The organism is Klebsiella sp. RHBSTW-00484 (assembly GCF_013705725.1).
In the GTDB taxonomy this organism is placed as follows: Bacteria; Pseudomonadota; Gammaproteobacteria; order Enterobacterales; family Enterobacteriaceae; genus Klebsiella.
Map to the genome: position 1 here is coordinate 229,877 of NZ_CP055481.1, position 23,116 is coordinate 252,992.

Sequence of the window (23,116 nt, forward strand, 5' to 3'; positions counted from 1 at the left end):
CCTGGCCGATTCTTAAGAATGATGGTATGTTTTTTTATCTCTAAATTTCACAATGCGAAATCTGATTCCAAATATATAGATCGGAAATTAACAAGGCAACGATATGTAACTTTTTTAAAATTCATTAAAATCAAATCGTTATGTTTTTAATGCTGATATCGTGAACTGCGACACACTTTGAGCTACCATCTGAATGCCAAGAAAAGGAGAGATGTTTCTGATGAGCCTGAACGATGAAAAAGAGAAACCTGCGGGGAGTCAGAGCCTGTTTCGTGGCCTGACGTTGATAGAAATTCTGAGTAATTATCCAAACGGCTGCCCGCTGGCGCACCTGTCGGAGTTGGCAGGGTTGAACAAAAGTACAGTCCATCGTTTATTGCAGGGGCTGCAATCTTGCGGCTACGTGACGCCGGCCCCGGCTGCGGGGAGCTATCGCCTGACAACGAAGTTTATTGCTGTCGGTCAGAAGGCCTTGTCATCGCTCAATATCATCCACGTCGCGGCACCACACCTTGAGGTGCTCAACCTGGCGACCGGTGAGACGGTGAACTTTTCCAGCCGTGAAGATGACCATGCGATTTTGATTTATAAGCTGGAACCGACGACCGGTATGCTGCGCACTCGCGCCTACATTGGTCAGCACATGCCGTTGTACTGCTCGGCGATGGGCAAGATCTACATGGCGTTTGGTCATCCTGATTATGTTGAGAGCTACTGGAATACTCATCAGGACATTATTCAGCCGTTGACCCGCAATACCATTACCGGCCTGCCTGCGATGCATGATGAACTGGCGCAGATCCGCGAGCGTAATATGGCAATGGACAGGGAAGAGAATGAGTTAGGCGTTTCCTGCCTGGCGGTGCCGGTTTTCGATATTCATCGACGGGTGCCTTACGCTATCTCCATTTCTCTATCGACATCGCGCCTTAAGCAGGTGGGGGAAAAAAATTTACTCAAACCGCTGCGCGATACGGCAGAGGCTATTTCCCGTGAACTGGGGTTTTCCGTGCGCGAAAATTAAGGCAAATGCCCAGATCGTAGCGGATATCTGATAAAAAAAGCCGCTGACTCCATTCAGGATCAAGGCGCGGGACCGGCTTTTTCTGGCAACCTGCATTTTTATCTCCAATGGAGCAAGGATGAACCGGTTTATTATCGCAGATGCGCAAAAATGCATTGGCTGCCGTACCTGTGAAGTCGCCTGCGTGGTGTCCCATCAGCAGGACCAGGACTGTTCTGGCGTCTCCGCCACGCACTTTGCGCCGCGGATCCGCGTGGTGAAAAATGACGATATCTCGACGGCAACGCTGTGCCGCCAGTGCGAGGATGCACCCTGCGCGAATGTGTGTCCTGAAGGCGCTATCCGCCGTGAAAACTCAGTCTGGCGTGTGGATCAGCGGCGCTGCATCGGATGCAAAAGCTGCATGATAGCGTGTCCCTACGGCGCAATGACCGTGATGCTGGTGGATGATGGCGTACAGGCGTTGAAGTGCGATTTGTGCAGCCATCGCGAAGAGGGCCCTGCCTGCGTGGCGGCGTGTCCGACTCAGGCGCTGCATTGCATGGAGCCGGTGGAGCTGGAAAGAATAAGCGCCGAGCGCCGTAGACGGACGGCGTTGGCGATGTAACGTGTTCCCCGGAGGCGGCGCTTGGCGCGCCTTTTCCGGGCTACTGGTCCGCAGACGGCTGAAAACCTGTAGCCCGGCTAAGCGCAGCGCGAGCAGGGAATAGATCTGGCTTATTACGCGTCCTGCTCACCCCAGGCACGTTCAACCTCTTCGGCGAGAATCTTCACGCCAACTTCAATCTTCTCCGGGTCCGGCACGTAGTTCATGCGCATGCATTGATGCGTGTGCGGCCACGGTTTATCCAGTCCCGGGAAGAAGTAGTCGCCCGGCACCATCAGGACGCCGCGTTTCTTCAGGCGTTGATACAGCAGCTCGGTGGAAATCGGCAGATCCTTAAACCACAACCAGAGGAAAATTGCCCCTTCCGGCTTGTGAATCAGGCAGCGCTCTTGCGGCAGATAGCGGCGAATAATGGCGATAGTTTCCTGTACGCGCTGGTAGTAGAACGGCTTGATCACCGTTTCCGACAGGCGCAGCAGGTCGTTGCGCTTAATCATCTCACACATCATCGCTGGCCCCATTCCACCGGGGGCGAGGCTGATAATGCCGTTCATATTGCTGATGGCGGTGATGATTTTCTCGTTGGCGATGATAATCCCGCAGCGGCTTCCCGGTAGGCCGAGCTTGGAGAGGCTCATGCACAGGACGATATTCGGATTCCACAGCGGCCTGGCGTCACTGAAAATAATCCCCGGGAACGGAACGCCGTAGGCATTATCAATAACCAGAGGGATGCCGTGCTGATTGGCCAGCGCATCCAGCTTGATCAGCTCGTCGTCGGTAATAACGTTGCCGGTCGGGTTGGTGGGGCGAGAAACGCAGATCATCCCCGTCTCGTCCGTTACCTGCAAATGCTCGAAATCCACGTGATATTTAAACTGGCCTTCCGGCAGCAACTCAATGTTCGGACGTGTGGCGACAAACAGGTCTTCTTCGAGGCCGGAATCGGCATAGCCGATGTACTCAGGCGTCAACGGAAACAGCACCTTACGGGTAGTTCCATCCGCACGACGGCCTGCGAAGAGGTTAAACAAGTAGAAAAACGCGCTCTGACTGCCATTTGTCAGCGCAATATTCTGTGGCTCGATCTCCCAGCCCAGTTCATCACGTAGCATTTTCGCCAGCAGGACCAGCAGCTCGCTTTTACCCTGCGGGCCGTCATAATTACAAAGCGCATCAAGGGCCTTGCCGCTATTCAGCATGTCGGCTAGCAGGCTATGGAAGTAATCATTCATTTCCGGAATCTGTGCGGGATTACCGCCGCCCAGCATGATGGCGCCCGGCGTGCGCAGGCCGTCATTAAGGTCTTCCATCAAGCGGGTGATGCCCGAATGACGGGTAAATTTGTCGCCAAAAAGTGAAAATGTCATCGCGATTAATCTGTCGGTATCCCTGGAAAGTGGGTAACCATAACGCCAGCGCAGACAGGGTGCAAATCGAGGGACTGGAAGGATATTTCGGTTTTGTGCTGCCAGAGAAGTGTTTTTTGGATATTTATCCTGAAAACGCTCCCCTGATAATCAGGGGAGCGTGCTGTTATGTGATTACTGCTGGCCTGCCCACACCACCATCACTTTATCGTCGCCGCTCTCGCGGATAAAAGCGTAGCCTTTTGGCATCGATAGCGTGGTTTGCTTGCCCATGCCAATCGCCGGATGGCGGGCGCGGAACTGGCCCAGTTTCTCCCAGTGGGTGACGCTGCGTGCGGCTTTACCGCTCACATCCTGCCAGTTCATATCCGAACGCGTGCCTTGCAATGGGTCTGACCCCGTCGGGCCAAACGGCCGTGAGGATTCATCACCGTAGAAGATTTGCACGGCGCCTGGCGCGAGCAGCAGCAGTTCCGCCGCCGTGCTGCCGCCTTCACGGAACAGGCTGGTGTCGTGCGAGGAGAGATAGCTTAATACGTTGAAGTCCTGAAGTTTCTCCGCCATTTGTTGCCAGGTCAGATCCATCGTGGACATGCAGCTTGCCGCTTTCGACGCCTGATCCTGATAATCGAAGTTTAGCATCGCGTCAAAACCGTGGCGATAGTAATCGCTCTGCATTACGCCGTGGCCCCATGCCTCGCCGGTCATCCAGAACGGCGCGTTATCCAGCGTTTTTTCCGGGTTGGCCTTTTTCCATTCTGCCAGCGCTTCGGTAGCCTGGGTTTTTAATTGCTGCCAGGCGGCCTGTTCAACGTGTTTGGCGGTATCGACGCGGAAACCATCAATACCGTAATCACGTACCCATTGGCTTAGCCAGTGGGTCAGATAATCGCGCGGCGTGTGGCCGGGGATCTCTTTGGCCGCGGTATCCGGTTTATGGCGATAGAAGTTCGGCAGGCCGGAAGGCTCCGTGGATTCGGTTTTCAGGTCCGGCAGGAAAGCCAGTGACATGGTTAGATCGTCAAAGCCGGGGTTGTCGTAGTCGCCGATATCGGTGCGGATCCATTTTTTACCCCACCATTTCTCCCATCCGGCTTTATCGCTGAAGTTGATGTAGTCGTTAAAGCTGTGCCAGCTCTGACCCGCGCGCGGCTTCCAGTCGGTCCAGCGCTCGCCTAAAGTCTTTTTCAGTTCGTCGCCCTGGATGTACAAAGAACCGAACTGGAACTCCTGCATGTCTGCCAGAGTCGCGTAGCCGGTATGGTTCATCACCACGTCGAACAGAATGCGGATCCCACGCTTATGGGCCTCATCAATCAGGCGGCGCAGATCGTCTTCTGTCCCCATATTGGCATCGAGCTTCGTCCAGTCCTGGGTGTAATAACCGTGATAGGCGTAATGCGGGAAATCGCCCTTAGTGCCGCCGCCAACCCAGCCGTGGATTTGCTCCAGCGGCGAGCTGATCCACAGCGCGTTGACGCCGAGCTGCTGGAGATAATCAAGTTTACTGGTCAAGCCTTGCAGGTCGCCGCCGTGGAAGGTGCCGATTTCCTGCATACCGTCTTTGTGGCGGCCATAACTATTGTCGTTGGCCGGGTTGCCGTTAACAAAGCGGTCGGTGAGGACGAAATAGACAGTAGCGTTGTGCCAGTTAAATGGTGCGGCAGCTTGCGTCTCTGCACGTTCAAGCAACAGCAGACCATTGCTGTTAAACGCGGGCTGGAGGGTAATTTTACCGCCGCTGACGGTGGCGACATTGCCGCTATAGAAGTCGCGAACTTTACTGCCTTCGGCGAAGGATTTGCTGACGTCGATGGTCAACGGTTTGCCATCCCATTTCGGACACTGCTTCAGCTGTGGCGCGGTGGCGGCGGCAGTTTGCTTCTCCTCCAGGGAAACCATCAGGGTTGGCGTGCCCGAACGGGTATCGACTTCCAGGGTATAGCGGCCATCGCGGAATACGCGCCACTGCGGTGCTGGATCGCGACAGGGCTCCATGGAAAGCATCTGGTTGAGTTTGATGATGCCAGCGGGCTGCCAGCACTGTTGGTCAAAATTAATTCGCAGAGGGCGCGTACCCTTCGCTACCTCATTTTGACTGATAAATCTGCCGGTGCCTTCTTCGGTAAAGGCGGGGAAATCTGCGGTGGTCCAGGCGGCGAAGGCCATCCCAGGCAACAGCAGCGACGCAAGCGCAGCGAGTTTCATTCCGGAGTCCTGTGTGCGGTGTTTTGTTCAGTGTGCGCGTTTGCTTATCCAATGAACTCATCCCGTCTCTGCTTTTCCTGGGAGGATGAATAAGGGTGAGTGATCGCGCTCAAAAAATGAGCGAGAAATGCGATGGTTGTCGCATTTTTGAGCGGTTGTAATGCCGCAGAAACCGATTTCAGGTGACAGCTTTTCGGAATTGGACTATTTCTGTGGGTGCGTCATCTGGGTATTTTTGATACTATTCGCGATTCAACCATCGATTTTTTGCGAAAAACAAGGTGTTGGAATGATTAAATCCGACCAGGAGACCTAATGATATCGATTCCCATGCGACGATATGGGGCTGCGATACTCATGTTACTTACCTGTTTATTTTCAGGTAGTGTGCTGGCAACAACACACACAGCAACAACGAGTCATAAAGCCTCAGAAGTTAAGAAGAAAAGTACGGTTAAAGTAAGCAAGGTAAGCAGTAAACAAGAGTATTCTCGCAATAGTGTAAAGAGCAGTTCACTTCCTGATTTGCGAAAATACCCTTCCGGGACACCAAGGAAAAAAGCGTTTCTCCGGACGGTAATGCCTTATATTACGAAACAGAATCAGGTGATTACCGCCGATCGTAACTGGCTTGTAACCAAGCAGTACGATGCACGCTGGTCGCCGAGCGAGCGCGCGCGCCTGAAAGAGATCGCTTCACGCTATAAAGTGAAATGGTCTGGCAATACTCGCCATATTCCATGGAATTCGCTGCTTGAGCGCGTCGACATTATTCCGAATAGCATGGTAGCAACCATGGCGGCTGCGGAAAGCGGCTGGGGAACATCAAAGCTGGCGCGGGTGAACAACAATCTGTTTGGTATGAAGTGTGGCGGTGGAAACTGTCGCGGTGCGGTGAAGGGCTACTCCCAGTTTGATTCTGTAGAGGAGTCCGTTCAGGCCTACGTGAGAAATCTGAATACGCATCCGGCCTATTCGTCGTTCCGTAAATCGCGTGCGCAAATGCGCCAGGCCGATCAGGAGCTGACCGCCAGCACGATGATTCACAAGCTGAAGGGCTATTCGACCAAAGGGTCGAGCTATAACAACTATCTCTTCGCGATGTATCAGGATAACCAGCGGTTAATTGCCGCACACATGTAATTGCTCATACATGTCGTCTAATGCCCGGTGCGCAAGCCCGGGCATTTTTCTTTACGTTCTACATCATCACTTCACTGTGCCGATCGCGGTACTCCTTCGGCGTCACGTCGTACTCTTTCTTAAACACCGAATAGAAATATTGCAGCGACGGATAGCCGCACATCTGCGAAATTTCGTTAATCGACAGCGTAGTCGATACCAGCAGGCTGCGCGCTTTTTCTAACTTTTCGCTGTGGATCATAGTATGAATCGTCTCGCCCACCTCCTCCTTGAAGCGCTTTTCAAGGTTCGAACGGGAGATACCGACGGCATCCAGCACCTGCTCGACCTTAATCCCTTTACAGGCGTTGTTACGGATATAGTGCATTGCCTGAATAACTGACGGATCGGACAGCGAACGATAGTCGGTGGAACGACGCTCTATTACGCGCATCGGCGGAATCAATTGGCGCTGCAACGGTAAGTCTTCGTTTTCCAGCAGACGATGCAGCAGCTTCGCGGCCTGATAGCCCATCTGGCGGGTGCCCTGGGCGACGGATGACAGAGCGACGCGCGACAGGTAGCGGGTAAGCTCTTCGTTATCAATGCCAATCACGCACAGCTTTTCCGGGACCGGAATATGCAGCCGCTCGCAGGCCTGTAACACGTGGCGTGCGCGGGCATCGGTGACGGCGATAATTCCGGTTTGCGGCGGCAATGTTTGTAGCCAGTCGGCAAGCCGATTTTGCGCATGCTGCCAGTTTTCCGGCGCTGTCTCAAGACCCTGATACACCACGCCGCGATATTTTTCTCTGGCGACCAACTGGCAAAACGCGTGCTCGCGCTCGGCGGCCCAGCCTTTACAGCTGGAAGTGGGCAGACCGTAAAAGGCGAAGCGGTTGATGCCTTTTTCTTTCAGATGGAGAAACGCGCTTTCGACCAGCGCGGCGTTATCGGTAGCGATGTAGTGAACCGGCGGATAGCATTCCGGACGATGGAAAGAGCCGCCGACGCCGACAATCGGGACATCGACGCCGATCAGCAGATTTTCAATTTCCGGGTCGTCGTAATCGGCAATGACGCCGTCGCCTAACCACTCCTTAATGTTTTCAATTCGCGCCCGGAAATCTTCCTCAATGAAGATGTCCCATTCCAATTGCGATGCCTGCAAATATTCACCAACGCCTTCAACAACCTGGCGGTCGTAGGCTTTGTTGGCGTTGAATAACAGCGTAATACGGTGACGCCTTTCATACATAGTGTTGTTCCTGGTCTCTTTCGCTGGTCGTACAATACCGACCAATGTCCGAATTATTTCAAGCTACTTGTGCCTAAGTTTGGCGGTAGCGCAAATAATTCGGGCATATTTATTTTTAATGCGATCAGCTTCGACGTTTAGTGGCTGAATCCATCCACACCGCCAGTAATAGAATGACGCCTTTGACGATGTACTGCCAGAAGGTGGCGACGTCCATCATGCTCATGCCGTTATCCAGCGCGGACATGATAAATGCCCCCATAACGGCCCCTGCGACGCTGCCAACGCCACCCGCAAGGCTGGTACCGCCGATCACGCAGGCGGCAATGGCATCCAGTTCGGCAATGTTACCGGCAGAAGGTGACCCGGCTCCGAGTCGTGAGCTGAGGATCAGCCCGGCGATAGCTACCATCAGGCCATTAATGGCAAATACCGCCAGCTTGGTGCGTTCAACGCTGATGCCCGACAAGCGCGCGGCTTCCAGGTTTCCGCCGATGGCGTAGATGCGCCGCCCAAAAGCGGTTCGCGTGGCCATAAACATGCCTACCAGCAGCAGAGCGGCGAGGATTAATACCGGCGTCGGTACGCCGCGATAATCATTTAGCAGCCAGATCGCGCCCAGTACAATAACAGCAGTAATCGTCTGACGGCCTACGGTTGCGGTAGATGTTGGCGTGGAGAGGCCCAGGGTCTGACGTCGCATACGCCCACGCCATTGCCAGATAATAAACGCCGCCATTCCCACGACGCCGATAGTGAAGCCAATGCCGTCAGGGAGATAGCTCTGGCCGATTTGTGACATTGCCGGGCTGGTGGGGGAAACGGTGGTTCCATTGGTAATGCCGATCAGAATGCCGCGAAACGCCAGCATTCCGGCAAGGGTCACGATAAACGAGGGGACTTTGCGATAGGCGACCCACCAACCGTTCCAGGCGCCGAGCAGCAGGCCCAATACCAACGTTACCGCAATCGTCAGCGGCAGTGGCCAGCCGAGCCAGACATCGAAAATTGCCGCCACGCCGCCGAGCAGGCCCATCATTGAACCGACGGAGAGATCGATCTCGGCGGAAATAATCACAAAGACCATCCCAACCGCGAGAATGCCGGTGATAGCGGTCTGGCGCAGTAGGTTGGAGATGTTGCGCGCGCTCAGATAAGCGCCTTCAGTGGTCCAGGTGAAAAAAAGCATAATCGCCACGATGGCGGCGATCATCACGAAAACCTGGAGATTCATTCCTTTTAGCCCTGACAGTGCGGCAGGGGCTGGCGGGGTGAGTTTTATTTCAGACGACGTGTTCTTCGACATGGCGTTCGCTCCTCAGTGCGGCTTCCATCACCTGTTCCTGGGTCAGGTCCTGGTTGATCAAATTGGCTTTCAGCTTGCCTTCATGCATCACCAGCACCCGGTCGCTTAGCCCAAGCACTTCGGGAAGCTCGGATGAAATGACAATGACGGCGATCCCCTGCTGCACTAGCTGATTAATCAGCTTGTAGATTTCGTATTTAGCGCCGATGTCGATGCCGCGGGTGGGCTCATCGAGGATCAGAATGCGCGGATTCAGCAGCAGGCAGCGGGCGAGGATTGCCTTTTGCTGATTGCCGCCGCTCAGGCGACCAATCGCCAGTTCCGGTGATGAGGTTTTGATTTTCAGGCGCTGGATGGATTGCTGAATGCAGTGTTGCTCACCGGCATCGTCAAGGCTGCTCAGCGGGCCGGTAAATTGGCTCAGGGTAGCGAGCGTGATGTTCTTACCTACTGCCATAACTGGCACGATACCGTCTTTTTTCCTGTCCTCCGGCACCATGGCAATGCCCAGCGCGATAGCCTGCTGGCAGTTGTGAATCGCTACCTGCTGACCATCAATAAAAATTTTTCCCTGCCAGCGGCCCGGCCAGACGCCAAATAAGCATTGAACCGCTTCGGTACGACCCGCGCCGACCAGCCCGGCAATACCCAGAATTTCCCCACGACGCAGTGAAAAAGAGACATCGTTGACTCGCTTGATATGGCGATTGACCGGGTGCCAGGCGGTTAAGTTTTCTACCCGCAGGATTTCATCGCCGCAGCTGTGGGCTTCATTGGGATAAAGTGCCGTGAGCTCGCGGCCCACCATCATGGTGATGATGTCATCTTCATTCATGCCATCGGCGTTGCGAGTGCCGATATGCTGGCCGTCGCGGATCACGCAGATGGTGTTCGATATGGCTTTGACTTCATTGAGTTTATGGGAAATATAAATACAGGCGATACCGTGATTTTGCAGATCGCGAATAATAGTCAGCAGAATGGCTGTTTCTTGTTCAGTTAATGATGCGGTGGGTTCATCGAGAATTAACAGCCGTACCTGTTTATTTAGCGCTTTGGCTATTTCGACCAGTTGCTGCTGACCGAGACCTAAATCTCCGACACGGGTATCGGGTGAAATAGATAAATTGACCTGAGCCAGCAGTTTCTCACAGCGTAAGGTCATGGTTTCATAATCCAGCAAGCCGTAGCGAGAGATCTCCGCGCCGAGAAAAATATTCTCCAGAACGGTCAGGTGTTTTACCAGCGCCAGCTCCTGGTGAATGATAGCGATCCCCTTACGCTCGGTATCGCGAATATGGCCGGGCTGTAATATTTCCCCGGAAAAAATAATCTCTCCTTCATAACTTCCGTGCGGATATATTCCGCAAAGTACCTTCATCAGCGTGGATTTTCCGGAGCCATTTTCTCCGCATAAGGAAACCACTTCCCCGGCGTTCAGCCGCAGGCTGACATTATCAATCGCCTTCACCACACCGAAGGTTTTGCTAATGTTTTTCATTTCGAGTAACCAGGACATAGATGCTCCGCATAAGCGATATCCGGCTGGATGAGGATAACGCCCCGGAAAGGGGCGTCAGCAATTACAGTTCGCTCTTTTTGTGAAAGCCGTCTTTAATCACCGTCTGATCAATATTGTCTTTATTGACTTCGATAGGCGTCAGCAGCCGCGACGGTACATCTTTCAGCCCGTTGTTGAGCGTGGCGTCTGCCTGGGGTTGTTTATCGTTGCCCAGTTCGACGGCGATCTCCGCCGCCGTGGTGGCAAGGGTGGTGATCGGTTTGTAGACGGTCATAGTCTGGGTGCCTGCGATAATGCGTTTTACGCCCGCGAGATCGGCGTCCTGGCCGGAAATTGCCACTTTACCCGCAAGACCCTGGGCGCTTAAGGCCTGAATAGCACCGCCGGCGGTAGCGTCATTAGAGGCGACGACCGCATCAATTTTGTTATTGTTGGCGGTCAGGGCGTTCTCCATAATTTTCAGCGCATTTTCTGGTAGCCAGCCGTCGACCCACTGATCGCCAACGATTTTAATTTTGCCATCATCAATATAGGGCTTGAGGACTTTCATCTGTCCAGCGCGGAACAGCTTGGCGTTATTATCGACAGGGGAGCCGCCCATCAGAAAATAGTTTCCCTGAGGGACTTTATCGACCAGGCTTTGGGCCTGCATTTCACCCACTTTTTCATTATTAAAGGAAATATAAAAATCAATATCGGCATTATTGATTAGTCGGTCATAAGCAAGAACTTTAATACCCTCTTGTTTTGCTTCTTTAATCACATTGCTGAGCACCTGACCGTTGTACGGAATAATAACCAGAACGTCGACGCCGCGATTTATCATGTTTTCGATTTGCGACATTTGGGTTTCTTCGTTGCCATTTGCTGATTGTACGAATACTTTCGCACCTAATGATTCAGCTTTATTGACAAAAATATCACGATCTTTTTGCCAGCGCTCAAGACGGAGGTCATCAATAGCCATGCCAATTTTAATTTCTTTAGCGATACCCGAAAAGCTAGTGAGGACCAGCGCGGCACAGAGCGTAAGGCAAAGGTTCTTTATCTTCATAATAATAACACCTTTTTTGTAAAGTGCAGGATAAGAAGGGTGATGAAAATAAACGGCCTGATACATAGAAGATTTTTAACTCGGAAACGGGCGATGGCAATTATCTATGCTTATTTTACGGTTATGAAATTTTGTTTATTTGTGAATTTATGACCGCGATCGTACTTTAATAATCAATTATCATCGTATTTCATTGATCTCTCATCATGTAAGCAGCGGAATTAGGCGTTTCACGTATTATTTTTGCGACCTGGCGCACGTTTGTGAATTCTCTCAATTGCGGTGTGAAATAACGTAATTGAGGAAAGTAAAAGGAGAATTCTATATTGGATTATGACTTATTACTCGCCGCACCCCTGAATATGGAGTTCATTATGCAGACCTATTTCGATCAACTTGATCGCGTTCGTTATGAAGGCCCAAAATCCGCTAACCCATTGGCTTTCCGTCATTACAATCCGGATGAGCTGGTGCTGGGCAAACGCATGGAAGACCACCTGCGCTTTGCGGCCTGCTACTGGCACACCTTCTGCTGGAATGGTGCTGACATGTTCGGTGTGGGTTCCTTTAATCGTCCCTGGCAGCAGCCGGGCGAAGCGCTGGAAATGGCGAAGCGTAAAGCCGATGTCGCTTTTGAGTTTTTCCACAAGCTGAACGTGCCTTATTACTGCTTCCACGATATCGACGTCTCTCCGGAAGGCGCGTCCCTGAAAGAATATGCCAATAACTTCGCGCAGATGGTTGATGTGCTGGCAGAAAAACAGCAGCAGAGCGGCGTCAAGCTGCTGTGGGGCACGGCGAACTGCTTTACTAACCCGCGTTACGGCGCTGGTGCTGCGACGAACCCTGATCCGGAAGTATTCAGCTGGGCAGCGACTCAGGTGGTTACTGCGATGGATGCGACCCATAAACTGGGTGGCGAAAACTACGTTCTGTGGGGCGGTCGTGAAGGTTATGAAACCTTACTGAATACCGATCTGCGCCAGGAACGCGAGCAGATTGGCCGCTTTATGCAACTGGTTGTTGAGCACAAACACAAAATTGGCTTCCAGGGCACGCTGCTGATCGAGCCAAAACCGCAGGAGCCGACAAAGCATCAGTACGATTACGACGCTTCTACCGTGTACGGTTTCCTCAAGCAGTTCGGTCTGGAAAAAGAGATCAAACTGAATATCGAAGCAAACCACGCGACGCTGGCGGGTCACACTTTCCATCACGAAATTGCTACCGCCATCGCTCTTGGCCTGTTTGGCTCCGTTGATGCTAACCGTGGTGACCCGCAGCTGGGTTGGGATACCGACCAGTTCCCGAATAGCGTTGAAGAAAACGCGCTGGTGATGTACGAAATCCTTAAAGCGGGCGGCTTCACCACCGGCGGTCTGAACTTTGATGCTAAAGTGCGTCGTCAGAGCACCGATAAATACGACCTGTTCTACGGCCACATTGGCGCGATGGACACTATGGCGCTGGCCTTAAAAGTGGCAGCACGTATGATTGAAGGCGGTGATCTGGATAAACGCGTTGCCAAACGTTATGCCGGTTGGAACGGTGAGCTGGGCCAGCAAATCCTTAAAGGGCAGATGAATCTGACTGAAATCGCTCAGTATGCGACTCAACATAACCTGGCTCCGCAGCATCAAAGTGGCCATCAGGAGCTGCTGGAAAACGTTGTTAATCGCTATCTGTTTGATAATTAATGATGATGCCCGGCTAGCCCGGGCATTGGCTATAGCAGATGCTTATTCGCGCCAGTAAGGAGAGACTGTATGTATATCGGGATTGATCTGGGTACCTCGGGTGTTAAGGCCATTTTGCTCAACGAGCAGGGCGAGGTCGTGGCTTCACATACCGAAAAGCTCGACGTATCGCGTCCGCACCCTCTATGGTCTGAACAAGATCCTGAACACTGGTGGCAGGCAACGGACTGCGCAATGAAAGCGCTGGGCGCGCAACACTCTCTGCGCGAGGTCAAAGCCTTAGGCATTGCCGGGCAGATGCACGGCGCAACGCTGCTGGATAAACAACAGCGCGTTCTGCGCCCGGCGATTTTATGGAATGACGGCCGCTGTGGCGAAGAGTGCGCGCTGCTGGAAGAGAAAGTCAGCCGTTCGCGGGAGATAACTGGCAACCTGATGATGCCCGGATTTACCGCGCCGAAGCTGTTGTGGGTTCAACGCTACGAGCCTGAAATCTTCCGCCAGGTTGATAAAGTTTTACTGCCAAAAGACTATTTACGTTTACGGATGACCGGCGAGTTTGCCAGCGATATGTCTGATGCTGCCGGTACGATGTGGATGGACGTGGCGCGACGCGACTGGAGCGATGAAATGCTCGCGGCTTGCGGACTGAGCCGCGACAATATGCCTGCGCTGTTCGAAGGCTGTGAAGTTACCGGCGCGCTTCGCCCGGCTATCGCGCAGTCGTGGAATATGCCGGAAGCGCTGGTGGTGGCAGGTGGTGGCGATAACGCGGCGGGTGCGGTTGGCGTGGGCATGGCGGATGCCGGTCAGGCGATGCTGTCGCTGGGAACATCGGGCGTCTACTTTGCCGTCAGCGACGGTTTTCTTAGCAAACCGGAAAGCGCCGTTCACAGTTTCTGTCACGCGCTGCCCGGACGCTGGCATCTGATGTCGGTGATGCTGAGCGCAGCATCTTGCCTCGATTGGGCGGCGAAATTAACCGGTCTCGGTACGGTTCCAGCGCTGATTGCAGCGGCGGAATCGGCTAACGACGATGCCGATCCGGTCTGGTTCTTGCCCTACTTATCCGGAGAACGTACGCCGTATAACAATCCGCAGGCGAAAGGCGTCTTTTTCGGCTTGACCCATCAGCATGGCCCAGCGGAACTGGCGCGAGCGGTATTGGAGGGCGTTGGCTATGCCCTGGCAGATGGGATGGATGTTGTTCATGCCTGCGGCGTTAAACCGCAGAGCGTAACGCTGATTGGCGGCGGTGCGCGCAGCGCGTACTGGCGGCAAATGCTCGCGGATATTAGCGGTCAACAGCTTGATTTCCGCACTGGCGGCGATGTCGGCCCGGCGCTTGGCGCGGCGAGGCTGGCGCAGTTGGCACTACATAAAAATGTTGCATTCTCTGATCTGCTCCCACAACTCCCGTTGGAACAGGCTCATCGTCCGGATGCCGAACGTTTTGCCCGTTATGCCCCTCGTCGGGAAACCTTCCGGCAAATTTATCAGCAGCTTTTACCGTTGATGTCGTAATTCTTTCGCCCCCTTGTAGGGGCGAATTTATTTTATCAATGACTCATTGCTGATTAATTACTCTGGTGCATTTATATATTCTGAATTTGTCATTTCAGTTGCGAAAAGTGCCGATAATCACGTTTCGCAAGTACATAATGAAGACTGTCTTTTGCTGGGGCGGTCTCATGAAAAATAATATTATTTCTAGATTATTGATGGCCATTGGAGCGCTGATTTATCTGGTGGGTATTTGGCGTACCTGCCCGTTATTTAGCGGTAAAGGCTATTTTCTCGGCGTTCTGGTGATGGGAATGTTCGCCATGCTGGCGCATCAGCGTACGATGCAAGAAGAACGTAAAAAAGATGATGGCTTTGCTTCGTTATGTCGCCTGGTACTCCTGCTATCAGTTGGTTTATTAATGGTCGGCGCCATGTTTGTGCCCGCTGGTTGGGATGAGAAGATCATCTACGTGGCGGCGTGGTTTGTGTGTTTATACGGCGCATCAACATTGCCCGGTAAAACAGCATCGAAACGCGTGGCGCAGCAAGACTCCGCAGAATAACCCTAGCTCACCAGGCGACGGCTATCAAACCGTTGAACCAGGGTTGAGAGCAGCAAGCTTCCCAGCAGCGCGGCGCTAAAAATCCACACGATATCCAGCAATGGCCAGCGCGTCAGTTCAAGCCCGCTGGCGCGAAGCGCGTGGATGATCAGCGCGTGAAAGCCGTAAATCCCTAAGGAATGGCGGGCGATCGGTGAAAGAAACGATATTGGCCGCGTATTGAGCGTATTTTTCGCCAGCGTCAGTAGGGTAATCGCGCAGATAAAAACTGCGGGTCCGCAGTATAAATACCAGGTATCGCCAAAGTCGCCGCGCCAGCGCAGCTCGTACAGCGTGCCGCGTGATATCACCCATACTGTTGCCAGAAAGAGCGCTGCGCACAGTGGCGTCAGCCATTTTCTATCGGTGTCCATCATCCCAATCGCCCGGCCCAGAATGCCGTACAGCACGTAATAAAAGGCATCGCCGCTGATATAGAGATTAACTGGCAGCCATTCGATGCCACCTGCTTTCACCGCCACCATGTTGGGATTTGCCATGATGCCAATAACCAGCATCAGCGTCAGCAGCATCTTACCGCTGACCTGTTTAACCTGAATCAGCGGCGAGAGCAGATAAATCACCGAGATGGCGAAGAAAAACCACAGGTGATAGAACACCGGTTTTTGCAGCACATTCTTTAGCGACAGTTCGACGTTGATATGGGTGAACAGCGTGATATAGAGCAGAGACAGCGCGCTGTAAAAGAGGATGCACAGGCCAATGCGCAGAAAATGTCGGGGCTGAGCGCTACGCTCACCGAAAAATAAATAGCCTGAAATCATGAAAAATAGCGGTACGCTGACGCGGGATGCTGAGTTAAGGAAATTAGCAATGTCCCAATCCAGCAGGCTGATAGTATGCGGGTGAGTGATGTACCAAGTGGTGCTATGAATCATCACCACCATCAGGCAAGCAATACCGCGCAAATTGGTAATCCAGTTAATTTTTTCCTGCATCAGTGCCTCAATTACGCCCTCTTAGAAAAGGTCTGACTTCGATTATTCGCCGGTATCTCAGTGGAATAATCTGAGTTTATCGTCATAGACTTGTCGTGACATGGACTGATTTGCACAATGGCTGGGTTAATTTACGCAATCTGCACAATAACAATTTACCCACAAGGCGGTCGAGAAAAGTGGTGATGAAATATGTATTTTCTGGACTGCTGTTGCTCCTGCTGGCGGGCTGTAGTCAGACGCCGTCTCAGCCAGCGCAAAAAGCACAAAGAGCGCGGATAACGCCGCAAACGACTCTCAATATGGAGCAACTGTGCAAGGATAATGCGGCAATACGTTACAGTACAGGTATTCGGCAGGTTGATGTTAGCCATGTTGAACAGTTCCAGGGAAGCTATGAGCTTTCGGGTATGACCTCGCAGAATGAGCGCTTTATCTGTTCTTTTGATCCGGACGGGCAGTTTTTGCATCTTTCCATGCGCTAAATGCGGCTCTGGTGCCGCACGATGGCGTTAATTTCCGCAATTTTCCCTAAACAACCCCGTTTCATACTGTATATCTCTCAGTCAGCGGGTATACTGATCCCTTCCTTTAAATCCACACGTATCCAGCACGAAATAATATGCAAAAGTTTGATACCAGGACCTTCCAGGGCTTGATCCTGACCTTACAGGATTACTGGGCTCGCCAGGGCTGCACCATTGTTCAACCATTGGACATGGAAGTTGGCGCCGGCACCTCTCACCCCATGACTTGCCTGCGCGCGCTGGGGCCAGAGCCGATGGCAACTGCCTACGTGCAACCATCCCGCCGTCCAACCGATGGCCGCTATGGCGAAAACCCGAACCGTTTACAGCACTACTATCAATTCCAGGTAGTGATTAAACCGTCTCCGGACAACATCCAGGAGCTGTACCTCGGGTCTCTGAAAGAGCTGGGTATGGATCCAACCATTCACGATATTCGTTTCGTGGAAGATAACTGGGAGAACCCAACGCTGGGTGCCTGGGGTCTGGGTTGGGAAGTGTGGCTGAATGGTATGGAAGTGACGCAGTTTACCTACTTCCAGCAGGTCGGCGGCATGGAATGTAAACCGGTGACCGGTGAGATCACCTACGGTCTGGAGCGCCTGGCAATGTACATTCAGGGCGTAGACAGCGTTTACGACCTGGTCTGGAGCGACGGCCCGCTGGGTAAAACCACCTACGGCGACGTGTTCCATCAGAACGAAGTCGAGCAATCGACTTACAACTTCGAATACGCAGACGTCGACTTCTTGTTCTCCTGCTTTGAGCAGTATGAGAAAGAAGCTCAGCAGCTGTTGGCGCTGGAAAGCCCGCTGCCGCTGCCTGCCTACGAGCGCATTCTGAAAGCCGCCCATAGCTTTAACCTGCTGGACGCGCGTAAAGCCATCTCCGTCACCGAGCGTCAGCGCTATATTCTGCGCATCCGCACTCTGACCAAAGCAGTGGCTGAAGCTTACTATGCTTCCCGTGAAGCCCTTGGCTTCCCGATGTGCAACAAGAATAAATAAGAGGCGGCCATGTCTGAGAAAACTTTCCTGGTGGAAATCGGCACTGAAGAGTTGCCACCAAAAGCACTGCGCAGCCTGGCTGAATCCTTTGCTGCGAACGTGACTGCGGAGCTGGATAACGCTGGCCTCGCGCACGGTAAAGTTGAATGGTTTGCTGCTCCGCGTCGTCTGGCGCTGAAAGTGGCAAATCTGGCGGCGGCGCAAGCCGATCGCGAAGTCGAAAAACGCGGCCCGGCGATTGCCCAGGCGTTCGATGCCGAAGGCAAAGCGAGCAAAGCGGCAGAAGGTTGGGCGCGTGGCTGCGGTATCACCGTCGATCAGGCTGAGCGTTTGACCACCGACAAAGGCGAATGGCTGCTGTATCGCGCACACGTGAAGGGCGAAAGCACCGAAGCGCTGCTGCCGAACATGATTGCGACCTCGCTGGCGAAGCTGCCAATCCCGAAGCTGATGCGCTGGGGCGCGTCAGACGTGCACTTTGTGCGTCCGGTTCACACCGTGACCCTGCTGCTGGGCGACAAAGTTATTCCGGCAACGATTCTGGGTATCCAGTCTGACCGTGTGATTCGTGGTCATCGCTTTATGGGCGAGCCTGAATTCACCATCGACAATGCCGACCAGTATCCTGAAATCCTGCGCCAGCGCGGCAAAGTGATTGCCGATTACGCCGAGCGTAAAGCGAAAATCAAAGCCGATGCTGAAGAAGCTGCGCGTAAAATTGGCGGTAATGCCGATCTGAGCGAAAGCCTGCTGGAAGAAGTGACTTCCCTGGTTGAATGGCCGGTTGTTCTGACCGCAAAATTCGAAGAGAAATTCCTCGCCGTACCGTCTGAAGCGCTGGTTCACACCATGAAAGGTGACCAGAAGTACTTCCCGGTTTACGCGAACGACGGCAAACTGCTGCCGAACTTTATCTTCGTCGCTAATATCGAATCGAAAGATCCGATTCAGATTATTTCCGGCAACGAGAAGGTTGTGCGCCCACGTCTGGCGGATGCCGAATTCTTCTTTAATACCGACCGTAAAAAACGCCTGGAAGACCATCTGCCGCGTCTGCAAACCGTGCTGTTCCAGCAACAGCTAGGTACGTTGCGCGACAAGACTGACCGTATTCAGGCGCTGGCGGGCTGGATTGCTGAGCAGATTGGCGCGGACGTTAATCACGCCACCCGCGCGGGCCTGTTGTCCAAGTGCGACCTGATGACCAACATGGTCTTTGAGTTCACCGACACTCAGGGCGTGATGGGGATGCACTACGCGCGTCACGATGGCGAAGCGGAAGATGTGGCTGTCGCGCTGAACGAGCAGTATCAGCCGCGCTTTGCCGGTGATGACCTGCCGTCCAACCCGGTTGCCTGTGCGGTCGCGATTGCCGATAAGATGGACACCCTAGCGGGTATCTTTGGTATCGGTCAGCATCCGAAAGGCGATAAAGACCCGTTTGCGCTGCGTCGTGCAGCGCTGGGCGTGCTGCGCATCATCGTCGAGAAGAACCTGAATCTGGATCTGCAAACGCTGACCGAAGAAGCGGTACGTCTGTACGGTGACAAGCTGACTAATGCGAAAGTTGTCGATGAAGTTATCGATTTCATGCTCGGTCGTTTCCGTGCCTGGTATCAGGACGAAGGCTATACCGTTGATATCATTCAGGCGGTACTGGCGCGTCGTCCGACTCGTCCGGCAGACTTTGATGCGCGTATGAAGGCGGTTTCGCACTTCCGTACCCTCGAAGAGTCTGCTGCGCTGGCGGCAGCGAACAAGCGAGTCTCCAACATTCTGGCGAAATCAGACGTAACGCTGAACGATATCGTTCATGCTTCCGTGCTGAAAGACGCGGCAGAAATTAAGCTGGCAGGCCATTTAGTCGTGCTGCGCGATAAACTGCAACCGTACTTCGCTGAGGGCCGTTATCAGGAAGCTCTGATTGAGCTGGCCTCTCTGCGTGAACCGGTAGATGAATTCTTCGAGAACGTGATGGTTAACGCTGAAGATCAGAACGTGCGCGTAAACCGCCTGACGCTGCTGTCTAAGCTGCGCGATCTGTTCCTGCAGGTAGCGGATATTTCTCTGCTGCAGTAAGCGTATCGTTAATAATAAAAAACCTGCCTCTGGGCAGGTTTTTTTATGTCTGAAATATAAATAAGCGAACCGTTAATAATTCTCTAATTAATGCTTTTGTTAATTTCATTCAGCAGTAGAAAATTTTTTAGGAATATATCAACGCCGTCTTGTTGGATATTTAAGGTAGAATACTTGCGGGTGCTTGAGACTGTTTGTCTCAGGTATTCTGCAGGAGACAAACAGAGAAAAGCCCCACCTGATGGTAATCAAAGTGAGGCTCCCCCTATGCATGAACACCATAAGAGTAGCCTCTTACCTGTTGAAAATCAACACTGGAGGCGAGGAATGCCGCAAAAGTATCTGTTGTTTGGCTTAATAGTGATTTGCTTCACTGTTTTATTATTTACCTGGATGGTTCGTGATTCGCTGTGTGAATTACAGCTCAGACAGGGAAATATTGAGCTGGTGGCATTCTTAGCCTGTGAAATTAAACAGTAAGAGTGTCTGGTGGGGAGTTATCCCCACCATTTTTTTGGTGTTAAGTATTCTCAATGCACCCATTCATTTTTCATCAAATAAATATTTTGCCTCCTGATATCAGGAGGCCTTTTTCCCCTTGTCTGTCTACCTGTTGAAAAAACAGGCTTGAAATCCCTGCCGCGATGTGGCTATCCTATGTCCCGACGAATCCCTCGTCTTACTGGAGAGCACGCAACAAATGAACAAACACGACTGATGAATTTCGCTCCTTGCTTAGCGCTATTTGCGGGCAGGGGAGGTATTAATTTCATTCAGGAGTGCTTATGGCTCATTGTGCCCAGTCCCCTTCTTTTATTTTGCATCAGGTCACCTGTCAGTTTGCGACAGGAGATACGCTTTTTGGTCCGCTGAATTTATCGCTCGAAGGCACCCTCTGTGGCCTGGTTGGGCGCAATGGCGTCGGAAAAACCAGGCTTCTGCGTTTGCTGGCGGGGGTTGACTCACCGTCTGGCGGAAGTATCGAGCGTATTGCTTCAGTTAGCTACGTGGCGCAGCAGCATGCGATGACCCCAAATACTACACTGGCTGAGTTATTAGGCTTTGAATCCGTTTTCACTGCTCTGGCTCGCCTGAATCGAGGTGAAGGACGTGCTGACGACCTTGAACATCTTGATTGTTTTTGGGATCTTCCGGATCGCTTGAGTACAGGATTTATTGATGCTGGTTTAGGTGAATTTTCCCCCGAACGTCCGGCCTCTTCGCTGAGCGGTGGTGAACGCGTGAAAGCGCTGTTATGCAGAGCATTTCTCAGTGGCGCGGACTATTTACTGCTTGATGAACCCACCAACCATCTGGACCGACAGGGCCGCGAGTGGCTGTATCAGCAGCTTGAACGCTGGCGTGGCGGGGCGCTGATTGCCAGCCATGACCGGGAATTGCTGGCCAGAATGCCGCGCATCCTTGAGCTGACGCCCGCGGCTCTGCGCAGCTATGGCGGAAACTACGCGGATTATCAGCAGCAGCGCGAGCTGGAACAACAGGCGGCTCGCGCCGCGCTGGAACATGCCGCCACTGAGCGAAGACGTACCCGCGCACGTATGCAAAAAGAGCATGATGCCTGTCAGCGGCGTTCTGCGCAGACGTTACGGACTGTCGACACGCTAAATATCGCCTCATTCGAACGGGTGGCTTACAAAGGGGCGGCGAAAGAGCGCCCCGGCACCCTTAAGCGCCAGCATCGTGAACAAAATAGCGTGCTCAACGATGCGGTAGTACGGGCGCGTGAGTGGGTAGAGGAGGACAGCCCGGTGATGTTTACTTTGCCCGGTAGCCAGGTCGCTGCGGGAAAACAGGTGCTGGAGCTGGAAGCGTTGCAGTTGGCGCATGCGCATATGCTACCTTTGAGCTGGCGGCTTGATGGGCCGATGCGGGTGGCGCTGCGCGGCCCCAATGGTTGCGGTAAGACGACACTGCTTAAAACGCTGCTGGGACTGGAACCTGCTCAGTCAGGAGTTAGTCGCTTATCGGTTCACGCAGCGTATTTAGATCAGCACCTGAGCCAGTTAGATTTGTCGCTATCGGTGATGATGCATCTGAATCTCGGCGATACGCCATTAGAAGAAGGTGCACTACGCAGCCAATTGGCGCAATTACAGCTGGGGGCGGATAAAGTCCATCTACCATTATCGGCCTTAAGCGGAGGAGAGCGGCTGAAGGCGGCGCTGGCCTGCGTGCTCTGGCGGCGGGAAGCTACGCAACTACTGTTACTTGATGAACCCACGAATCATCTCGACCTCGCGTCCACTCAGGCGATTGAAAAAGCGCTAGAACAGTTTCCCGGCGCGATACTGGTTGTGTCGCATGATGAAGCTTTTTTACAAGCGCTGAATCTGACCCACTTTCTTGAGTGGCGGGAAAGCGGCTGGTTTGCTGGCGCGTATTGAATAGTGATAGATGGGTTCTCGATTGAGCAAATTATTTTTTGAGAATCCATTTATATTAGTCTTATAGAAATGGTGGTTATTATTGCCGTTCATGTCGCATTCGGCATAAAAGGCCTATATGAATAACCTGATTTTAAAATTCATCGTTTTCTATCAGCGTGTTATCTCTCCCCGTAAAGGATATCGCTGTGCTTATGGCGCTCTGCATCATACGCAAGGATGCTCGGGGGCGGTCAAAGAGATTATCCAACAGAAAGGTGTGATTGGCGGTTGGGGAGAGATTCGTCAGCGTTTCAGTGACTGTCGGCTTGCGGCTGAAACTTTGCAAAAACAAAAGCCTAAAGACGATCCGAAACGTAAAAAGGAGTGTGATGATTGTGGCCTTTCGGGCTGTGATGGCCAGTGTTGCACTTATCTGCCGGATTCATTACCGAGAATCCCTCTGCCGGATTTGGAATGTCCCTGTGACTGCTCTTCCCTGCGTTTTAAAGGTTATCGCAGATAAAAAAATCCCCGCCGTTTGGCAGGGACTTGAAATTTTGAGCTTATTAAGCTTACAGGCTGTTTACGTTACCAGCTGCCGGGCCTTTAGCGCCGCTTTCGATGGTGAAGGAAACTTTCTGACCTTCGTCCAGAGATTTGTAGCCTTCGTTCTGGATAGCAGAGAAGTGTACGAACACGTCTTTAGAACCATCGTCAGGAGTGATGAAGCCGAAACCTTTGTCAGCGTTGAACCATTTTACGATACCAGTCATTTTACCGGACATAGCGAATTACCTTTAAAAAATAAATGAGCCTTTCGGCGTTACGGTCTGGACTACAGATTTGAAGCGATAAAGGGAAAGTTCACTACCGGGGTATCA

General features: G+C 52.7%; 20 protein-coding genes. 12 read left to right on the forward strand and 8 right to left on the reverse strand.

Annotation, left to right across the window (positions count from 1 at the left end; genetic code table 11):
* The first annotated feature begins 220 nt into the window (after positions 1 to 220).
* Positions 221 to 1,024: an IclR family transcriptional regulator YiaJ gene (gene yiaJ, locus HV213_RS01070; RefSeq protein WP_181484479.1), complete on the forward strand. Its 804-nt coding sequence runs from the start codon at positions 221 to 223 to the stop codon at positions 1,022 to 1,024.
* Between the two features lie 118 nt (positions 1,025 to 1,142).
* Positions 1,143 to 1,631 (forward strand): 4Fe-4S binding protein, encoded by a 489-nt coding sequence (locus HV213_RS01075; RefSeq protein ID WP_181484480.1) that lies wholly within the window; start codon positions 1,143 to 1,145, stop codon positions 1,629 to 1,631.
* 113 nt (positions 1,632 to 1,744) lie between these two features.
* Here HV213_RS01075 and avtA read toward each other — a convergent pair whose 3' ends face one another.
* Positions 1,745 to 3,001 (reverse strand): valine--pyruvate transaminase, encoded by a 1,257-nt coding sequence (avtA, locus tag HV213_RS01080; RefSeq protein ID WP_181484481.1) that lies wholly within the window; start codon positions 2,999 to 3,001, stop codon positions 1,745 to 1,747.
* Positions 3,002 to 3,175: 174 nt separating this feature from the next.
* On the reverse strand, positions 3,176 to 5,209 hold the full coding sequence (locus HV213_RS01085; protein ID WP_181484482.1) for an alpha-amylase: 2,034 nt from the start codon (positions 5,207 to 5,209) through the stop codon (positions 3,176 to 3,178).
* Between the two features lie 315 nt (positions 5,210 to 5,524).
* Here HV213_RS01085 and HV213_RS01090 point away from each other — a divergent pair, with 315 nt between their 5' ends.
* Positions 5,525 to 6,352 (forward strand): protein bax, encoded by an 828-nt coding sequence (locus tag HV213_RS01090; protein ID WP_181484483.1) that lies wholly within the window; start codon positions 5,525 to 5,527, stop codon positions 6,350 to 6,352.
* Positions 6,353 to 6,410: 58 nt separating this feature from the next.
* Here HV213_RS01090 and xylR read toward each other — a convergent pair whose 3' ends face one another.
* The 4 genes from xylR to xylF all read right to left on the reverse strand — a co-directional run bounded on the left by xylR (position 6,411) and on the right by xylF (position 11,471).
* Entirely contained in the window at positions 6,411 to 7,589 is a 1,179-nt protein-coding gene (gene xylR / locus HV213_RS01095) for a D-xylose utilization transcriptional activator XylR (protein WP_181484484.1), read from the reverse strand.
* Positions 7,590 to 7,713: 124 nt separating this feature from the next.
* Entirely contained in the window at positions 7,714 to 8,895 is a 1,182-nt protein-coding gene (gene xylH, locus HV213_RS01100) for a xylose ABC transporter permease XylH (protein ID WP_181484485.1), read from the reverse strand.
* Positions 8,873 to 10,414, reverse strand: a complete 1,542-nt coding sequence (locus HV213_RS01105; RefSeq protein WP_181484486.1) for a xylose ABC transporter ATP-binding protein — start codon at positions 10,412 to 10,414, stop codon at positions 8,873 to 8,875. Before HV213_RS01105 ends, xylH begins: the two co-directional genes overlap by 23 nt.
* Before the next feature lie 64 nt (positions 10,415 to 10,478).
* A complete protein-coding gene (xylF, locus tag HV213_RS01110) occupies positions 10,479 to 11,471 on the reverse strand; it encodes a D-xylose ABC transporter substrate-binding protein (protein WP_198918095.1) in 993 nt (330 codons plus the stop codon).
* Between the two features lie 374 nt (positions 11,472 to 11,845).
* On the opposite strand from xylF, the gene xylA reads away from it, so the two are divergent.
* The 3 genes from xylA (at position 11,846) to yiaB (ending at position 15,237) form a co-directional block, all read left to right on the forward strand.
* Positions 11,846 to 13,168 (forward strand): xylose isomerase, encoded by a 1,323-nt coding sequence (gene xylA / locus HV213_RS01115; RefSeq protein WP_110276288.1) that lies wholly within the window; start codon positions 11,846 to 11,848, stop codon positions 13,166 to 13,168.
* Positions 13,169 to 13,237: 69 nt separating this feature from the next.
* Positions 13,238 to 14,692 (forward strand): xylulokinase, encoded by a 1,455-nt coding sequence (gene xylB / locus HV213_RS01120; RefSeq protein WP_181484488.1) that lies wholly within the window; start codon positions 13,238 to 13,240, stop codon positions 14,690 to 14,692.
* 167 nt (positions 14,693 to 14,859) lie between these two features.
* Positions 14,860 to 15,237, forward strand: coding sequence for an inner membrane protein YiaB (gene yiaB / locus HV213_RS01125; RefSeq protein WP_181484489.1), 378 nt, complete (start codon positions 14,860 to 14,862; stop codon positions 15,235 to 15,237).
* Positions 15,238 to 15,239: 2 nt separating this feature from the next.
* Here yiaB and HV213_RS01130 read toward each other — a convergent pair whose 3' ends face one another.
* Entirely contained in the window at positions 15,240 to 16,235 is a 996-nt protein-coding gene (locus tag HV213_RS01130; RefSeq protein WP_181484490.1) for an acyltransferase, read from the reverse strand.
* A 185-nt stretch (positions 16,236 to 16,420) separates the two neighbouring features.
* On the opposite strand from HV213_RS01130, the gene HV213_RS01135 reads away from it, so the two are divergent.
* From HV213_RS01135 to yidD, 6 genes are all read left to right on the forward strand, one after another.
* Positions 16,421 to 16,720, forward strand: a complete 300-nt coding sequence (locus HV213_RS01135; protein ID WP_181484491.1) for a YsaB family lipoprotein — start codon at positions 16,421 to 16,423, stop codon at positions 16,718 to 16,720.
* Positions 16,721 to 16,857: 137 nt separating this feature from the next.
* Positions 16,858 to 17,769 (forward strand): glycine--tRNA ligase subunit alpha, encoded by a 912-nt coding sequence (gene glyQ / locus HV213_RS01140; RefSeq protein ID WP_181484492.1) that lies wholly within the window; start codon positions 16,858 to 16,860, stop codon positions 17,767 to 17,769.
* A gap of 9 nt (positions 17,770 to 17,778) precedes the next feature.
* Positions 17,779 to 19,848 carry a glycine--tRNA ligase subunit beta gene (gene glyS, locus HV213_RS01145; protein ID WP_181484493.1) on the forward strand — a complete coding sequence of 690 codons (2,070 nt, stop codon included), beginning with the start codon at positions 17,779 to 17,781 and terminating at the stop codon, positions 19,846 to 19,848.
* A gap of 327 nt (positions 19,849 to 20,175) precedes the next feature.
* Entirely contained in the window at positions 20,176 to 20,328 is a 153-nt protein-coding gene (hokA, locus tag HV213_RS01150) for a type I toxin-antitoxin system toxin HokA (RefSeq protein ID WP_110276253.1), read from the forward strand.
* A gap of 305 nt (positions 20,329 to 20,633) precedes the next feature.
* Positions 20,634 to 22,253, forward strand: a complete 1,620-nt coding sequence (locus tag HV213_RS01155; RefSeq protein WP_181484494.1) for an ATP-binding cassette domain-containing protein — start codon at positions 20,634 to 20,636, stop codon at positions 22,251 to 22,253.
* Between the two features lie 118 nt (positions 22,254 to 22,371).
* A complete protein-coding gene (gene yidD, locus HV213_RS01160) occupies positions 22,372 to 22,758 on the forward strand; it encodes a membrane protein insertion efficiency factor YidD (protein WP_181484495.1) in 387 nt (128 codons plus the stop codon).
* A gap of 49 nt (positions 22,759 to 22,807) precedes the next feature.
* Here the strand turns inward: yidD and cspE are convergent, their stop codons facing one another.
* Positions 22,808 to 23,020, reverse strand: a complete 213-nt coding sequence (gene cspE, locus HV213_RS01165; protein ID WP_110276250.1) for a transcription antiterminator/RNA stability regulator CspE — start codon at positions 23,018 to 23,020, stop codon at positions 22,808 to 22,810.
* Between the last annotated feature and the right edge of the window lie 96 nt (positions 23,021 to 23,116).

Coding starts and splice junctions, on each gene's coding strand:
- yiaJ (WP_181484479.1), top strand. CDS start 221: ATGAGCCTGAACGATGAAAAAGAGAAACCTGCGGGGAGTCAGAGCCTG.
- HV213_RS01075 (WP_181484480.1), top strand. CDS start 1,143: ATGAACCGGTTTATTATCGCAGATGCGCAAAAATGCATTGGCTGCCGT.
- avtA (WP_181484481.1), bottom strand. CDS start 3,001: ATGACATTTTCACTTTTTGGCGACAAATTTACCCGTCATTCGGGCATC.
- HV213_RS01085 (WP_181484482.1), bottom strand. CDS start 5,209: ATGAAACTCGCTGCGCTTGCGTCGCTGCTGTTGCCTGGGATGGCCTTC.
- HV213_RS01090 (WP_181484483.1), top strand. CDS start 5,525: ATGATATCGATTCCCATGCGACGATATGGGGCTGCGATACTCATGTTA.
- xylR (WP_181484484.1), bottom strand. CDS start 7,589: ATGTATGAAAGGCGTCACCGTATTACGCTGTTATTCAACGCCAACAAA.
- xylH (WP_181484485.1), bottom strand. CDS start 8,895: ATGTCGAAGAACACGTCGTCTGAAATAAAACTCACCCCGCCAGCCCCT.
- HV213_RS01105 (WP_181484486.1), bottom strand. CDS start 10,414: ATGTCCTGGTTACTCGAAATGAAAAACATTAGCAAAACCTTCGGTGTG.
- xylF (WP_198918095.1), bottom strand. CDS start 11,471: ATGAAGATAAAGAACCTTTGCCTTACGCTCTGTGCCGCGCTGGTCCTC.
- xylA (WP_110276288.1), top strand. CDS start 11,846: ATGCAGACCTATTTCGATCAACTTGATCGCGTTCGTTATGAAGGCCCA.
- xylB (WP_181484488.1), top strand. CDS start 13,238: ATGTATATCGGGATTGATCTGGGTACCTCGGGTGTTAAGGCCATTTTG.
- yiaB (WP_181484489.1), top strand. CDS start 14,860: ATGAAAAATAATATTATTTCTAGATTATTGATGGCCATTGGAGCGCTG.
- HV213_RS01130 (WP_181484490.1), bottom strand. CDS start 16,235: ATGCAGGAAAAAATTAACTGGATTACCAATTTGCGCGGTATTGCTTGC.
- HV213_RS01135 (WP_181484491.1), top strand. CDS start 16,421: ATGAAATATGTATTTTCTGGACTGCTGTTGCTCCTGCTGGCGGGCTGT.
- glyQ (WP_181484492.1), top strand. CDS start 16,858: ATGCAAAAGTTTGATACCAGGACCTTCCAGGGCTTGATCCTGACCTTA.
- glyS (WP_181484493.1), top strand. CDS start 17,779: ATGTCTGAGAAAACTTTCCTGGTGGAAATCGGCACTGAAGAGTTGCCA.
- hokA (WP_110276253.1), top strand. CDS start 20,176: ATGCCGCAAAAGTATCTGTTGTTTGGCTTAATAGTGATTTGCTTCACT.
- HV213_RS01155 (WP_181484494.1), top strand. CDS start 20,634: ATGGCTCATTGTGCCCAGTCCCCTTCTTTTATTTTGCATCAGGTCACC.
- yidD (WP_181484495.1), top strand. CDS start 22,372: ATGAATAACCTGATTTTAAAATTCATCGTTTTCTATCAGCGTGTTATC.
- cspE (WP_110276250.1), bottom strand. CDS start 23,020: ATGTCCGGTAAAATGACTGGTATCGTAAAATGGTTCAACGCTGACAAA.